The organism is Butyrivibrio sp. LC3010, assembly GCF_000424385.1.
Taxonomy (GTDB): domain Bacteria; phylum Bacillota; class Clostridia; order Lachnospirales; family Lachnospiraceae; genus Butyrivibrio.
Genome location: NZ_AUJU01000003.1, coordinates 25,428 through 41,279 on the forward strand (window position 1 = coordinate 25,428; position 15,852 = coordinate 41,279).

The 15,852-nt window shown below is 39.3% G+C and carries 16 protein-coding genes; all 16 read right to left on the minus strand.

Going from position 1 to position 15,852, the window contains the following annotated elements; genetic code table 11:
* Complete coding sequence (locus G622_RS25145; protein ID WP_081675158.1) at nt 1–2,124, minus strand: class I SAM-dependent methyltransferase; 2,124 nt, start codon at nt 2,122–2,124, stop codon at nt 1–3.
* Nucleotides 2,125–2,127: 3 nt separating this feature from the next.
* Entirely contained in the window at nt 2,128–3,471 is a 1,344-nt protein-coding gene (locus G622_RS0103170) for an ABC transporter ATP-binding protein (protein ID WP_026509469.1), read from the minus strand.
* Nucleotides 3,472–3,498: 27 nt separating this feature from the next.
* Nucleotides 3,499–4,521 (minus strand): ABC transporter permease, encoded by a 1,023-nt coding sequence (locus G622_RS0103175; RefSeq protein WP_026509470.1) that lies wholly within the window; start codon nt 4,519–4,521, stop codon nt 3,499–3,501.
* Entirely contained in the window at nt 4,522–5,088 is a 567-nt protein-coding gene (gene rfbC, locus G622_RS0103180) for a dTDP-4-dehydrorhamnose 3,5-epimerase (RefSeq protein WP_026509471.1), read from the minus strand. It abuts the gene before it with no gap.
* Between the two features lie 22 nt (nt 5,089–5,110).
* Nucleotides 5,111–5,509, minus strand: a complete 399-nt coding sequence (locus G622_RS0103185; RefSeq protein WP_026509472.1) for a hypothetical protein — start codon at nt 5,507–5,509, stop codon at nt 5,111–5,113.
* Nucleotides 5,499–6,368, minus strand: a complete 870-nt coding sequence (rfbA, locus tag G622_RS0103190; RefSeq protein WP_026509473.1) for a glucose-1-phosphate thymidylyltransferase RfbA — start codon at nt 6,366–6,368, stop codon at nt 5,499–5,501. The genes G622_RS0103185 and rfbA overlap by 11 nt, the downstream gene beginning before the upstream one ends.
* Before the next feature lie 172 nt (nt 6,369–6,540).
* Complete coding sequence (locus tag G622_RS0103195) at nt 6,541–7,473, minus strand: glycosyltransferase family 2 protein (RefSeq protein ID WP_026509474.1); 933 nt, start codon at nt 7,471–7,473, stop codon at nt 6,541–6,543.
* A gap of 132 nt (nt 7,474–7,605) precedes the next feature.
* A complete protein-coding gene (gene rfbB / locus G622_RS0103200; RefSeq protein ID WP_026509475.1) occupies nt 7,606–8,694 on the minus strand; it encodes a dTDP-glucose 4,6-dehydratase in 1,089 nt (362 codons plus the stop codon).
* A gap of 182 nt (nt 8,695–8,876) precedes the next feature.
* Nucleotides 8,877–9,215 (minus strand): multidrug ABC transporter, encoded by a 339-nt coding sequence (locus G622_RS0103205; protein WP_026509476.1) that lies wholly within the window; start codon nt 9,213–9,215, stop codon nt 8,877–8,879.
* A complete protein-coding gene (locus G622_RS0103210; RefSeq protein ID WP_026509477.1) occupies nt 9,212–9,601 on the minus strand; it encodes a transporter in 390 nt (129 codons plus the stop codon). Before G622_RS0103210 ends, G622_RS0103205 begins: the two co-directional genes overlap by 4 nt.
* A gap of 7 nt (nt 9,602–9,608) precedes the next feature.
* Nucleotides 9,609–10,592, minus strand: a complete 984-nt coding sequence (locus G622_RS0103215) for an SGNH/GDSL hydrolase family protein (protein ID WP_026509478.1) — start codon at nt 10,590–10,592, stop codon at nt 9,609–9,611.
* A gap of 10 nt (nt 10,593–10,602) precedes the next feature.
* The gene (locus tag G622_RS0103220; RefSeq protein ID WP_026509479.1) at nt 10,603–11,682 is read right to left on the minus strand and encodes a hypothetical protein; all 1,080 of its coding nucleotides are present in this window, start codon (nt 11,680–11,682) and stop codon (nt 10,603–10,605) included.
* A gap of 105 nt (nt 11,683–11,787) precedes the next feature.
* On the minus strand, nt 11,788–13,221 hold the full coding sequence (locus G622_RS0103225; RefSeq protein WP_044957037.1) for an MBOAT family O-acyltransferase: 1,434 nt from the start codon (nt 13,219–13,221) through the stop codon (nt 11,788–11,790).
* A 26-nt stretch (nt 13,222–13,247) separates the two neighbouring features.
* Entirely contained in the window at nt 13,248–14,012 is a 765-nt protein-coding gene (locus tag G622_RS0103230; RefSeq protein WP_026509481.1) for a hypothetical protein, read from the minus strand.
* Nucleotides 14,013–14,027: 15 nt separating this feature from the next.
* A complete protein-coding gene (locus G622_RS0103235) occupies nt 14,028–15,209 on the minus strand; it encodes a DUF6077 domain-containing protein (RefSeq protein ID WP_026509482.1) in 1,182 nt (393 codons plus the stop codon).
* Nucleotides 15,210–15,211: 2 nt separating this feature from the next.
* Nucleotides 15,212–15,838, minus strand: coding sequence for a uridine kinase (gene udk, locus G622_RS0103240; protein ID WP_026509483.1), 627 nt, complete (start codon nt 15,836–15,838; stop codon nt 15,212–15,214).
* Between the last annotated feature and the right edge of the window lie 14 nt (nt 15,839–15,852).

Here is a 15,852-nt window from a genome sequence, read left to right on the forward strand (position 1 = left end):
TTACTTAGGAAGAAGCTTCTTAATCTTCTGAAGAAACTCCCCTTTCTCCTCCGCGCTTTCATCCACACTCACCCTGAGTGAATCCTCAAGGGTAATAGCTGTCTCCTTCGGAATAAGCGTAGTCATCATTGTAACCTTCAAATGATTCTCACGCCTTTTCTCAATTTTATCATCCATAAATCCAAATTCTATATTAGGATCATCTGTTCCAAATACAATACTGTCCTCAGAAATCCATGAACCGTTGGGATGAATTGAAATATAAGTGTCTCCTTCTTCTACCGAAACACCATTCCATACAACCTGCTTAATAGTTACTATGCAGCTGGAAAATGCCGGATCGATTCTGATGTTCTGCACATTATCATTGCACTCCACATCGAGTGTGACGATATTATGGTCATCATAAGACTCCTCAGGGAAAATAGAATCATCCTCGCTATAACCATCACCCTCATCAACATAAATCTGAATATCCTCAGCACTTCTTGCTGTTTCTGCGGAGCCTGCAAGTTCCTTGGGAACAATAGCAGTCCTTCCTATCATCTTCCAGAGTTCAACTGACGATTTCCTTCTTCCGGTGACATATTTCTGGAAATCAGCCTCCTCACTGAGAAGAGCCTTTATATCCTCATCAGTTATACCTATCTTTTCATATAAAGCCTTAACATCAAGCTTCTCACGGCTTCTGTCCTCAAGGATGTAACTGTATAGTGCTCTGAATGCTATTTCCTTTGGCGGAATACATTTTCCATATGTCCATTCATAATCAATTATGGTCCATATAGGTCCATTAACCAGAATATTAGGGAAAATCAGATCATAATCCGTAACCGGATAATCAGATCTGTATCCAATCCTTCTCATGTACTCTCTGAAAAGTGCATTAAATGAATCCATATCATCTGATTCAAGACATGCATCAAACAAAGCTGTAAGAGGGATGCCGTTAACATATGAAAACATTGCACATCTTGACTTCTCATCAAGCTGGCAGTCGTTTACCTCAAGGTCTCCGCCTCTATATCTCTCGCGAAGTGCATAATAAGCATCCTGCATTCCAAAAATGTGCTCTTCTGCAGCTTCTGTAAGGGGATACTTCTTTATTATCTTCCTTCCAAGTTTATCAACAACAATATCTGTCCTTATCTTAAACTCGTCCGCACGGTCGTTGGAATATTTGCAGTAAACAGTATCAAATCCTGGCCCTAAAATAACCTCGAAGGAATTAGCAAAATCAGCATACATTCCATCATTTATAAGGCATTCATAGGCACGCTTTTCATTAAAAAGAAGTAATCTGTCTCTATCAAAATTCCGTACATTATCCTGCAGTTCTCCGTATCCGGGTAAATATTTATCCGAATGGAGTGAAGTCATAAGCTTGTAATCCGGGTATGGATAATAGAAATGATAATCATTGATACCACACTTCTTAAATATCTTTATAAGCCCGTTTCTTGTAAATGTTCTTGCAACAGAATCCTTGGAATAACCTTCAATTCCATTGAAATAACCACCAAGATGATCCTCTGCTGCCCCTGCAAAGTACTTAAGACCTATCCTGTTCTCTATAGCTATAACAATTCGTCCATCTTTTTTAAGATGCTTCTTAAGCATCTTAAGGAAATTCTCGTATGGGTTCTCTGTGCCGATATAGCCCTGTCCATACTCAAAAACACCTATAAGAAAGATAAAATCGAAATCTGTCGGAAGGTCAGGCTCAATATCTCTAAAATTACCAACGTGAATAGTTACATTATCACAATCAGAATTCCTTGTAGCATTTATCTCACTTCTACGTCTTGAAAGATCACACGCAACTACCTCTTTGGCTTTCTCCGAAAGCATACCGGTAATTGCACCGCAACCGGCTCCAACCTCAAGAACCTTTTCCTTACCATTCATCGGAATCCATTCTACAATGTTGCTTCTAAGCTCTGATAAATGATACAGTACCGGCCAGCTGGCTTTCTTTTCAATAATCTCCGGATACTCTTCTCTTTTATGTTTTCTTACGATGTCGAAAATTTCCTGTTCTACCGGTCCATCACTATACAGATCAAGTCCGGCATAATGCTTGAAATTCAGTTTTACGTTACCAATAAATACTTCTTCCTGCATGTTTTATTCCTTTTTGGCATCGGTTACCTGTACTGTTGATTCCATATCTACAAAGCCAACCGTGTTTTTATCTGACACAACAGTTAAGTTAAGTGCATCATAGAGACGATGGTAGACCTCAAAATTATCCTGTTCAAAACCTGTAACTCCAAAGGATACGAGATAGTCTCCTCCCTGCAAAAGCATTCTCTGACTAAAGGTAATAACCTTCTCCTCTCCTGCCTTAACAGGCTCCAGGAATGCTTTTTCAACCATGGAATTGGTTCCTGCAATTTCAATTCCCATGATGTTTTTAATAGTAAAAGCAAAAATCGGAGCATTTATATCTTTAAGGAACTTAACCTTCATATGAATGGTAAACTCTGTTCCCTTAATTACCGAATTAGTACGCAGCCCCTTGGAATCTGTGGCATAAAATTCCACAATCTGTGCTGCATTATTTCCATATTCCAAAAGATCAGGATTCTGCTCGGTTTTATCCTTATCTTTGGTGGAATCATCACAATTTTCTTTGTTGTCCACATCTTTTTTGCCAAGCTTTTTCCCGGCAGCTTCCCTGATGTCATCATCCTCAAGAAGAGACTTGAAATCATTCTCGGGAAGAGGATATTGTCCAACCAGAACCTGTTTATATATATCTATCATCTTTTTAGGGGTACCTTCACCAAGGATCACTCCCTGATTCAAAAGGATCGCCCTGTCACAATATCTGCTTATGGTTGAAAGATCATGTGAAACAAAAAGAATCGTTTTCCCCTGCTTCTTGAACTCCTCAAATTTATGGTAACACTTTGCCTGAAAGAAAACATCACCAACTGAAAGCGCTTCATCAACAATCAATATTTCAGGATCTATGTTGATGGCTACTGCAAAAGCAAGTCTTACAAACATACCGCTTGAATATGTCTTAACAGGCTGATAAACGTAGTCTCCTATATCGGCAAATTCAAGTATCGAATCCATTCTGGCCTTTATCTCATCTTCGGAAAAACCTATCATCATTCCATTGAGGAATATATTGTCGATGCCGTTATATTCCATATTAAAGCCAGCTCCGAGCTCCAGGAGTGCTGATATATGTCCATCCACCTCAACAGAGCCTGATGTAGGTGATAAAACACCTGTAATGATTTTAAGAATAGTAGATTTACCGGAGCCATTGGTTCCGATAATACCTATTGTCTCTCCCTTTTTCACTTTGAGATTAACATGATTAAGGGCAAGATGCTCTGTATATGAATTTCCTTTAAGCAATCCCAGCGCATCTTTCAATCTGTCACCGTTTTTATTATATAGTTTATACATTTTCGTCAGGTCTGTGACCTGAATCGCTATATCTTTTTCCATTAAACCAAACTTTCCTGATGGATTATATTAAAGCACATCTGCAAAATGTGTTTTAGAACGCTTGAAAATCAAAGAACCTATACAAAATAATGCTACAACAACGATCCAGAAATATGTGCTTGAGTAGAAATGCTCAAAGAACCATTCATCGCCGTAAACAGCATTACGATAGCCATTAACAACATAAGTCATGGGATTAAGCTTAATAATCCACTTAAGATTGTCTGGAAGCATATTGATATCCCATAAAATCGGAGTCGCCCACTGTCCTACCTGCAAAGCGATCGCCAGGATCTGTGTGAGATCCCTAAAGAAAACCACCACTGCACATGTAGTATAACAAACGGACAATACTAAAATAAACTCACATATTGCGTAATAAAAAATCTGAGTCGTATATATTGTGGGATAATACCCATACATACAAGCCACAACAAGCATTACTACTGCAAAAAATATATGAATAAATAATGCTGCAATAACTTTGATTAGCGGAAGTATACTGATCTTAAATAGAACCTTCTTTACAAGGTAATTATATTCAAGAAGTGATGTAGTTCCGTTCATAAGTGCTTCATTAAAAAAGAACCACGGAACAAGTCCGGATGTGAGAAAGAGAACATACGGCACATCTATTCCACCTGCAACCATCTGAGATCTTGTGTGGAATATTCTGTCAAATACAAACCAATACATCAAAACAGTGACCACCGGTTGAACCAGTGCCCACACAACGCCCATATAAGAGCCGGCATATCTTTTCTTAAAATCATTTACCGCAAGTCGCCATATAAGCCTTCTGGAATTAAAAAGCTCAACCGGCAATACCATAAGTTTGTCATACCATGCAGTAACAAGTATCATCGACATGACTATCAAAATACATGCACATATCTTTTTAAGGAGCTCCGTATGCTGATCTGCCAGCTGATTGCTGTGCAAGACAACAATCAGCATAAGCACTACAGCAAGTCCATAATATATTCCAAGCCCCACCTGCTTTGGCAGCTCACTTATAAACGGCAGTTTATCAGTTTTTTCCTTTGCCATTTAGTTAATACCGCGTTCCTTTTTATAGTCAGAAAGTGTTCCCCACTTAGTATCCTTATCTGAAAGTGTGAGTTCTGCCTCATTTTCGAAAGGCCATTCTACTCCAATCTCGGGATCCTTAAAGAGAAGACCGCCCTCATCGTCGGGATGATAGAAATCTGTACATTTGTACGCAAATTCAGCATAATCTGAAAGTACAAGGAAACCATGTGCAAATCCCTTAGGAATAAAGAACTGCTTCTTATTCTCAGCTGAAAGAACAACTCCAAACCACTTTCCAAAAGTAGCTGAACCTTCTCTTAAATCAACAGCCACATCAAAAACTTCACCGTTTACAACACGAACAAGCTTGTCCTGAGGGAAGCTCTTCTGAAAATGAAGGCCTCTCAGCACACCTTTTTTAGATGCTGACTGATTATCCTGTACGAAATCCATAGGAATACCTATTTTCTCAAAATCACGTTTTGAGTATGTCTCCATAAAATAGCCTCTGCTATCACCGAAAACCTGGGGTGTGATAACCTTAAGTCCTTCTATTTCACATGTTTCAACTGTTAACTGTCCCATTTTAACCTAAATCCTCCAAAATCTAATTTGCATTTCCGTCTGTAACTTCCGGTACTTCATGAAGCATTCCGTGTTCATCCGGTTTTAGATTGCCGTCCTTAACAGACGATGACTGATCCTGCTGAATGTCTGCATTGGCAGGAACAGGCACATTATCAACAACAACCACCACTGAAGGGCGTTGCTCACTTTTATCAAAAAAATCGTTGGCAGTAAGAAACCCTTTAAGATTGTCTCCTATCTGTTCTCCATATTCAGTTGTACGTACTTCTTCCTCAACGCTCTCCTCTACCTCTGCCGTATCATTCTTTCCAACAAGAGAATTGATCTGCTCTCTGTTGGCAGCATAAACAACAACAGCGATAAGGGCCAGCGTAGTAAAAATAGCCAGTACAGATAACCTGAATGTTTTAGAGTCCATTTGCTACCTCAACAAGATATTTACCGTAATCAGTTTTCATCAAAGGCTCAGCAAGCTTTAATAACTGTTCCTTGTCGATAAAACCTCTCTTATACGCAATCTCTTCTATACATGAAACATAAAGTCCCTGTCTCTTCTGGAATGCGCAAACAAAGTCAGCTGCATCAAGGAGTGAATCATGATTTCCTGTATCAAGCCATGCAAAGCCTCGACCCATAGTCTCAACACGAAGCTCACCGCGTCTCAAATACTCATTATTAACACTGGTAATCTCTATTTCTCCTCTTGCAGAAGGTTTAACATTTTTAGCAATTTCAATTACGTCATTATCATAGAAGTAAAGTCCCGGAACCGCATAGTTGCTCTTTGGATGCTCAGGCTTTTCCTCAATTGATATAGCCTTGCCGTTCTCATCAAACTCTACAACACCATATTCTCTGGGATCACGAACATAGTATCCAAATATGGTTGCACCCTTATCCCTTGCAGCAACTTCCTTAAGGAGCTTACTAAAGCTCTGACCATAAAAGATATTGTCTCCAAGTACAAGAGCCACACTGTCATTACCTATGAAATCTGCTCCGATAATAAATGCATCTGCCAGACCTCTCGGCTGCTCCTGAACAGCATATGAAAATGACATACCAAGCTGCTCTCCTGTTCCGAAAAGATCTTCAAAAATCGGCAGATCTCTGGGTGTTGAAATAATAAGAACCTCTCTTATGCCCGCAAGCATAAGTGTTGAAAGCGGGTAATAGATCATAGGCTTGTCATAAACAGGCATAATCTGTTTTGAGATTGCTCTTGTAAGCGGATAAAGTCTTGTTCCGGAACCTCCGGCTAAAATAATACCTTTCATGGATATTCCCTCCAAATAAATTCCTAAAGCGGACCACTTGCGGTGAATCCCTTAGGACGATTCACAGTTTCAATAATTTGCTTTACATTACCTCACAAAAATGTAAGCAAACATTTTCACCACATTATACTATAACACAAAATGAACGTGTCTTTCATTTGTTGTTATTTCGTTATTTATTCTCGTTTTTTCGAACCTCATCAATGATAAACGGCGGTCTGGACCTTGAAGCATCCAATGCACGCCATATATATTCCCCAAGAATACCAAGGGTTACCATTATCAGTCCTGTTGCAAAAAGCACTACGCACATAAGTGAAGCGTATCCTGCTATCGGTGTTCCCACTGTCAGCTTCTCATATATAGCACCAATTATTCCGATCAATGCTGCAAGAGCAACAAAAAATCCCACAGTGCTGATGGCCCTTATGGGGAAATACGAAAAGCTCATCATCGAATCAACTACCAGTTTATATTTCTTAGCGAAAGTCCAGCGTGATTTACCTACTGTCCTGTCTTTTCTGTGGAAGTATACCTTTGCTGATTTAAAACCGATCCACATAACCTGCAGAGTAAGAGATGAATTTTTCTCATCCATCAGCTGAATGACCTCTATAGCCTGTCTGTCCAAAAGGTAACAATCACAGCCTCCCTGAGGCATCTCTTTGTTGATTGTCTTTCTTACAAGCCAGTAATACATACCGGCAAAGAACTTTTTCACAGCACCTTCATCTCTCTCAGCGCGAATAGCAAGTACTACTTTATTGCCTTCCTTCCACTTTTCAAAAAGATCAAGAATAAGAGTACTGTCCTCCTGCAGATCAGCCTGCTTGGTCACAGCGCAATCACCCGTGCACACAGATAACCCCGCCAGAATTGCAGCATGCTCACCAAAATTCCTTGAGAGTCTGGTGCATACAACCTTCTCATCACGGCTGGCTATCTTATTCATAATTTCCCAGGAATTATCGCCGGATCCATCATCAACAAATACTATCTCGTAGTCAGGAAGCTTTCCCAGGATTTTCTCCTTCATGTCATCATAGAGCATCTCTAGTGTATCTGAATTGTAATACACAGGAACAACTATTGATAATTTACTCATCTTATCTCCATAATTTCACCGATAATTATCCTTACCGATGAGGTCTCCTAAAACGCAACAACAGAGAGCCCGGTAAAAAAGCTTACCAAAGCTCTCTTGTTATACTAATGATACAACCGCATCATTTATGTTTTAAAGCTTGTTGCTGTACATGCTGTCGTAATATTTCTGGTAGTCACCGCTTGTAACGTTCTCCATCCAATCCTCATTGGCAAAGAACCACTTTATTGTCTTGCGGATACCTTCTTTAAACATTGTCTCAGGCTCCCAGCCGATCTCAGCCTTGATCTTATCAGGAGCGATAGCATAACGACGGTCATGTCCCTTTCTGTCTTCAACATAAGTGATAAGATCGTAAGTAATCTTCTCTTTTCTGGGATCTGAATCATCAAGTGACTCACGAAGGACATCTATAATAGTCTGAACTATCTCGATATTCTGTTTCTCATTATGTCCACCGATATTATATGTCTCGAAAAGTCTGCCCTTCTCCTGAACCATATCGATTGCCTTGGCATGATCTTCAACATAGAGCCAGTCACGAACATTCTTACCGTCTCCATAAACAGGAAGAGCCTTGCCTTCAAGTGCATTGTGGATCATGAGAGGTATCAGCTTCTCCGGGAACTGGTAAGGGCCATAGTTATTTGAGCAGTTTGTAATGTTTGCAGGGAACTTATATGTATCCATATAAGCCTTAACAAGCATATCTGAGCTTGCCTTACTAGCTGAGTACGGGCTGTGAGGATCATAAGGTGTATCCTCATAGAAATAAGCATTGGGATCCTCAGGAAGCGATCCGTAAACTTCATCTGTACTTACGTGAAGGAATTTCTTTCCTTCCTTGAAGGTTCCATCGGGAAGTTCCCATGCCTTCTTAGCTGCATTAAGCATTGTTGCTGTACCAAGTACATTGGTCTCAACAAAAATCTCAGGATTAACAATTGAGCGGTCTACATGACTCTCAGCTGCAAAATGTACAACCCTGTCGATATCATTTTCTTCAAAAATCTTATTTATAGCATCTCTGTCACAAATATTAGCTTTAACGAAAGAATAATTATCTCTGTCCTGAACGTCCTTTAAATTCTCAAGATTGCCTGCATATGTAAGTGCATCAACATTGATGATACGGATTTCATTATCATATTTTTTAAACATGTAATGAATGTAATTTGAACCGATAAAACCGGCACCGCCTGTTACAAGATAAGTTCTCATTTTTTTACTCCTATATAATATAAATATAACTACTTTTAAATAATTAGCTCATAAAATTATAACCGTTATGTGATATTCACGCAAGAAAGATTTCTTGCCTTACTGCCTGATGCAAAAAGAGAAAGTATTAAAATGCCCATCAACAGGCCATTACAAGCCACCTTCGTTGAAGGTCAGTCTGATTAAAGCAGATAAAATACAAGGATACCTGCCATGATAAGTATCATACCCCAAATCTTGTTTTTGGTTATCTTCTCTTTGAATATCATTCTGCTTAAAAACATAACAAGGATATATCCCACAGGCTCTATTATCACCACATACATGTAAGGCATATGTCCATAACAGATAATAGCCACCAGCATGGACACAACAAGAAGCCCATATCCGCCTATCACAAGTACATTAAGATACTGTCTGATAAAACCGTGATATTCTTTAAGAGAGCTCTGTTTTAACATAATCTGGGACACTGAAGCCAAAAGTTGTCCAAAGAGCATCAGCACTATGAAGGGAATCATATGCTTCCTCCCTTCATATCATCTGTATCCTCTTCCATGTTTTCTGTAGGAGAATTCAGAATGATGGTGCCTGCAATAACCATGATCACTCCAAGAATCTTAGCAAAAGTTATTCCTTCGTGGAACAGCACGACACTCCAGAGAAGCGACCATAAAAGCGTCATCGCCTTGTTTGCATAGGCTATAGACAGCTCAAACCTCTTTAATAACTGCTGCCACAATATGGCATATATTCCCAGCACCGCAAAATCAAGCAAATAAAAAATCACAAATTCTTTTGACAAAAAATCATAGCCAGAAACAAGCTTACTGATAACTGTAGTCAGTGAATAAATAAGCACCGCTCCCTGCAAAAAAATAATACTCAAAAACCTGTTATTCTTCATCAAAACCTCATTTATATATTGCGGAGGCAAAATGCTCTGCTATATGTTTATTTGCATCCTTGTTAACATGAATATTATCAAGAAGGAATTCCGAACTGTTTCCCTCATCGATAGTTCCATAATAATTATCTATGAAAGATACTCCGGTATCACCGCAGGTATCTATCATATGCTGCAGATATGTAGTAAGTTTACCGTTTCCAAAATCGACCCTGTCTCCATTTTTCAGAACACCATCTGAATCATAGGCATAACAAAAAGTAAAAGACATGCACACAATTCTGATGAAAGGATATTTTTCCTGTATCATCCTGATTCCCGAATCAAGTGCTCCCATGTAGGTCATAGGATCCAGTTTGTCGCCGGGATTCATACCTGGACGAAGCTTTATATAATCTGTGGCATCATAATAAATGATAAGTGTGTCCACCTTGTTCATATCAAGATCAACAAGGCTCTGTGCATGCTGCTGCATCACTGTCTCACCGAGAATCCAGGTGGCATCAAGAACATCCGTCCTCGTATCACCAGCTATAGACTTAGCTATATTGAAAAAGCTCAGTCTGTCCATCGCATCTCCTTCCCCTTCAGGGCTTGAAAGAGCGATTGTACTTCCCGCAAAGCCTGCGTTTATCACTTCCGCTCCGGTTCTGTCAGCTATCTGTGCACAGACGCCATCGTCGGAAGTATCATATGTAATCGCATCATTTCCCAGAACAAGTATCGTTTCCTTGCCATCGTCTTCATGCCCTTCTCTCTTTTCGGAGGGTAAAAGAAATACCTGGTCAAGAAGCTCTACCTCATATTCCGATTCATCAATTTCAACCTTTTCAAGCGTCTTGCCCTTATTCCATTTAAGGAGCCTGAATGCGCCATATCCGATAAGTAAAACAATAAGTCCCAGAATAACCAGATGAACCCATCCGGGAATTCCAGCGTCATTTCGTCTTTTTCTACGTCCTCTGTTATCATCAGATCTGTAATTAGCCATAAAAACCTCTCTAATACTCCTTTGAAAACAGCTCTTCAAAATCGAAATTCTCTATAATCTTTCGCATTTTGGAAAGCTCGGTTTCAAATTCTTCCTCACTTTTTATCTCATAGGATCCATCCGCAAAACACTCTGTCATAAAGCGGTTGATCCTTGGATTATAGTGCGTATAATCCGCATAATTATTCAAGTCTGTCACAACATCTTCCATATTCTGAAAATAGAATAGACGCACATTATCATACTGCAAAAGCTCTCTCGCCGCAAACATATATTGATTCAGGGTAGCCTCCAGATGATTTTCAGTAATAACATTATTCCAATAAAGAATGCTGTATGGCGGGAAAAATACATAAAAAACCGTGTCCGGATTTTCTTTCACAAATGGAAGAATATTGACCTCCAGATTTTCCTTCGTCTTGGGAATCAGAAGCTCCTTATCCATCTCTTCATCAACCGGCTCCGGAGCCTCATATCCGTGCATCACATACTGAAGGTTATAGTAATCCTCAGTCCACCAGCTGGCATAAATCTCAGACATATTGGAGGGTTTTCTCTGAATTACAGGCTTTAATATATATTCCAGAAGAACATCCTTATTCCACAGATATTTAACATCATTTACCGGATTTTTATCATAAAGATACATTGGAAGTTCATACTTTATCTCATCCGTTTCTGCGGTAAGGGTAGGTATATCCAGCCCCAAAAAGACCGCTTTCATATCATTATTCTTTCTGGCATAGGTGTCCTTATCAAAAACTATGCTTAAGATGTTGTAATCATCCCTTGGATACGCTCCGCTGTAGGAAAGTTTTAGCGTATTAAGTCCTATCAGCTCATTAAAATCATCCGTATGAAAATTGACTGTCATCGATGAACCTATTATGCAGCTGTCATAGTCCATATGCACCGCCATTCCCGGATTTTGAGATAACTGATTATCCACTATATATGGAAATCCATTTAAAGGTTTATGATAATGAAAAAACGGATCTACATAGGCAACCAACACTGACACAAGAATCAATATTATTGCAACGGTTACAAAAAAATATAATATAAATTTTTTTCCGCCTGATTTATCCAATACAAATCTCTCCTCATCTATAAACAAATCTTTTATCTGACTAAGACCACTCTGTAACCGGTGCCGTTAACCAATCATGCTTTGCATTCCTGGACGGTATCAGTGTCAAAAGTTCACATAAAGGAAGGTACTGACGCCACCAAGACTTAATACTCCCCATACAAGCAACAGTCCATAAATTATGGGAGCCTTTCTTTTTTTTGCAATTTTTCTGGCAGTGTCACCTCTGAATATGATAAGTGCAGAGATGATAATTATTATCCACATACATATATAATTACTCTTGTCCCAGCGCGGTATCGGAGTAACCTTAAAGATATACCAGATTTCATCAACCATAAAACATTCTGCCAGTTTTATGGAAATATGAAATCCTCTCCAGGCATCAATATTGATAATTTTTCCCAAAAGTGCCAGTGCAGAATCAATACCGGGGGCCCTGAAGAACACCCAGGCTGCAGTTACATAAAGAAATGTAAGCAAAGTTTTTATCCCGTCAATTACTGCAGATTTTTTTGCCTCTCCTGCCTTTTTATCACCTTTTAATAATCTGGTAAGCACCATAAGAAGACCATGAAGACATCCCCACAGAACGAAACCCCAGCCATTTCCATGCCATATTCCGCTTATCAGAAAAACAACCATAATATTTATACAGGTTCTCACTATTCCCCTGCGGCTTCCACCCAGTGGAATGTAAATATATTTTGTAAAAAACCTTGTGAGGGATATATGCCATCTATCCCAGAATTCTGATATATTTCCCGACTTGTACGGAGAATCAAAATTTATCCTGAGATCCATTCCGATCATTTTGCAGATTCCCTCTGCCATATCACAATAACCGCTGAAATCAAAATAGAGCTGGAAAGAATATGAAACCGCTATAACCAGAGCATCCAGCGCCGTAGCTGTGTTTATACCCTGATAGCCAAAATCCACTGCTTTCCCAAGGACATCAGCTAAAAGCACCTTTTTTACAAGTCCCAGAGTAAACAGCCTAAGACCCTCGGCTATATTATCTGAATTCAGTTTTCTCTTATGAAGATCAAAAATTCCTGCCCTGATATTTTCATAATCAGCAATAGGTCCCTGGAGAATCTTGGGGAAGAAAAGGACATAACACAGGTAATCAATTATATTAAGTCCTTCCTCTTTATTAAGTTCTGCTATAAACATGATCTGGGAAAAGGTATAGAAGCTTATTGCCACAGGCATAGCCCCGGCATTTAAATATTTAAAATAACCAAGAAGTGCTACATCCCCTACGATTGCAAAAGCTTTAATATATTTAGAAAAACCGCCCCTGCTTCGTAAAATTGCAAGTCCGGATAAAAGATTCCATAAAATACTAAAAGAAAAGATCAGGATACTGAATCTCCCGTATCCCACGAAGAAAAAGGCTGACATTACTATCAGCCACAATTTCATCAAAGTTCCCTTTTTATCATCCTGTAAAAAGGAGCTCTGGATTCCCCATATACCCAGAAGGAATACAGGTAAAAATATAAAAATAAATGAATATGAATTAAAAGTCATTTCTATGCTTACCGAACCTATAGTCCTTATTGCTGAACCGCTTCGGTATCCTCATAAATATTATAACCGCCGACATTATCCACAAGTTCAAGACCCATTTTATCAAGCGGTACATCTATTTTCCTGCCCTCATGCATAACTATGTATCTGCATTGAGCCTGTCTCGTAGCCTCAAGAAGATCCTTTGCGTTAATTTCCTCCGGCTTTTCAAAAACTTCATGAACCGCATTGTAATAATCCCAATGAATAATATCACGTCCGTAAGGCATTAGGATATTTGTATCATATTGTCTTACAAAATGAAGCATCTCAGAAGGAAATACTGCCCTGACTCTCGGCTCATTCTCCCCTGGACTTATAACGTCGCAGACATCAATGACCACCTGGGGTATATGATAAACATTTTCAGCTTTGACCATATACTGATTCTTGTAAACAATACTTCCGCAAAGAATGATAAGAGCACTTACAACCGGAAGTCCTATCCTCTTGTGGTTTATGAAAAGCTTACAGCCGGCATAGGATATGCACACTCCCATCGGAAGAAGCCACAATATACGGTAATAGGTATCTCCTCCGTCACTTAAAACTGCCACATAGGCAATTCTGGTGTATGGTATGAAAAAACCCACAAGTACTATCAGTGGAGCAACGGCTATAACAAGTCTTTTCCTGTTGTCCTTCTCAGTAATCAGAAGATATATTAGAGAAACCAAAAAGAGCGGGATCAGAAAACCATTCTCTCCGTATAATTTAAAAATGACCCAACACTCCATAAAAATTCCATACATAAATTTTCCTCAAATTCAAAATGATGTGTATATTAAAAGATATACGCCTGTAGGAATAACTGACAAAGCAGCCTTGATAATAACCTTTAAATCTCTTGTGTAGATCAGAAGTAAAAGTGACAACAATCCTATAAGTCCTGCTCCAAAAACAATCCCCATGGAACTCATGATTCCTGCTGCCATATTGAGAAGAAACAATAGTATCCAGGCACTGTTGCGAATCGACCTTATTCCACCTTTTGTCTCTTCCTTCCACAAAAATCCCGGCTTCCTGCAATCATCAAACAGCCATAAAAACAGCCAGAATATAAAAGGAATAACGAAGTTGGCTACCATAGCTTTTCCCTGCCAGGTTCTCATCATAAAAAAGGTCTCCGGCGTGTAGATCGAAGTATTACCGAACATGGCAAAAAGCGAAATAAACAACATGTACACAGGAATCATATCCTGCCTTGCACCAAAAAGAATTCGACCTATTTCCAGATAGATCAGATAAACAAGCGGAATGATCAAAAACGGCATTATGGTATGAGATACAATTGTAGCATGAATCCCGCTCATTCTTGCTATAAATGCAATCCAGAGAGGAAATACCGCCATGGCATGACGTATATCAAGAGATGTTGAGCTTCCGGTATAAGGAAGAATCGTATTCATAACATCTGTCTGCTGCGCAAGGAGCGATTCAACAACATAATATGAATCGTCACCGTCAAACGGAGCAATTACAACAGCCATTACAAGCTGAAAAATCAGCACCACAAGAAAAACAGCCCAATATATAAGACTTTCCCTGGAATACTGAAATTTCATGACTCTTACATCTGTTCTGGGGCTTATGATAGCCTCCGGTTTTGCTCTCTTATCTCCCGGAAAGAACAGATAAAAAATATTTACATCCTTTTTTTCGTAATCCCTCTGAATATCCATAATCTTTGCAGCGTATCCCGCAATGGCAAGAATGCCCTGTACACTGGCAAAGGCAACACTGCACTTATGAAAAGCACCGTAAGGAATCTTTATCATGCACCAGATTCCTATCACTTCGAATACAGCAAAGGATATCAGAAATCCGCAAAGACAGGTTATCCCTATTGTCTTTTTCGTTTGCGGAAGAATCCTCTGAATTAAGAGCCCCATCCCCATAGGTACTATAAAAAGCCACAATATCAAAGAAAGTGCGGACAGTACCAACATTATCAGTTAACCTCCTCCCGAAGCATTGCATTTAAGTGCTCTGTAAAGATATTGATACCAGTGAGATTCTCGCCGCCCCTCGGAATTATAAGGTCAGCATATTTTTTACTGGGTTCAACAAACTGCTCATGCATAGGTTTTACAGTCTCAGAATACTGGGTAAGTACTGACGAAACGCTTCTTGCACGCTCGATAGTATCTCTGCGAATACGTCTCATAAGTCTCTCATCAGCATCTGTATCAACAAAAACCTTTACATCCATAAGGTCTCTAAGCTGTTTGTTCTCAAGTATCAGAATGCCCTCAAGAATGATTACCGGCTTTGGAATCACATGCACTGTCTGATCGGATCTGTTATGGATTGCATAATCATATACCGGTACATCAATCTCTTCGCCATTTTTAAGCTTCATCACATCTCTTATAAGAAGCTCTGTATCAAAAGAAGAAGGATGATCATAATTGAGTCTGCTTCTCTCGTCATAGGTCAGATCATTGTGTGCTTTATAATATGAGTCATGGCTGATGACCACAATATCATCACCAAACTGCTCCCTTATTCTGTTCACAATTGTTGTCTTTCCGGACGCAGAACCACCGGCTATTCCTACAATGCAAATTTTCTTCATTAGAACCTCTCTTT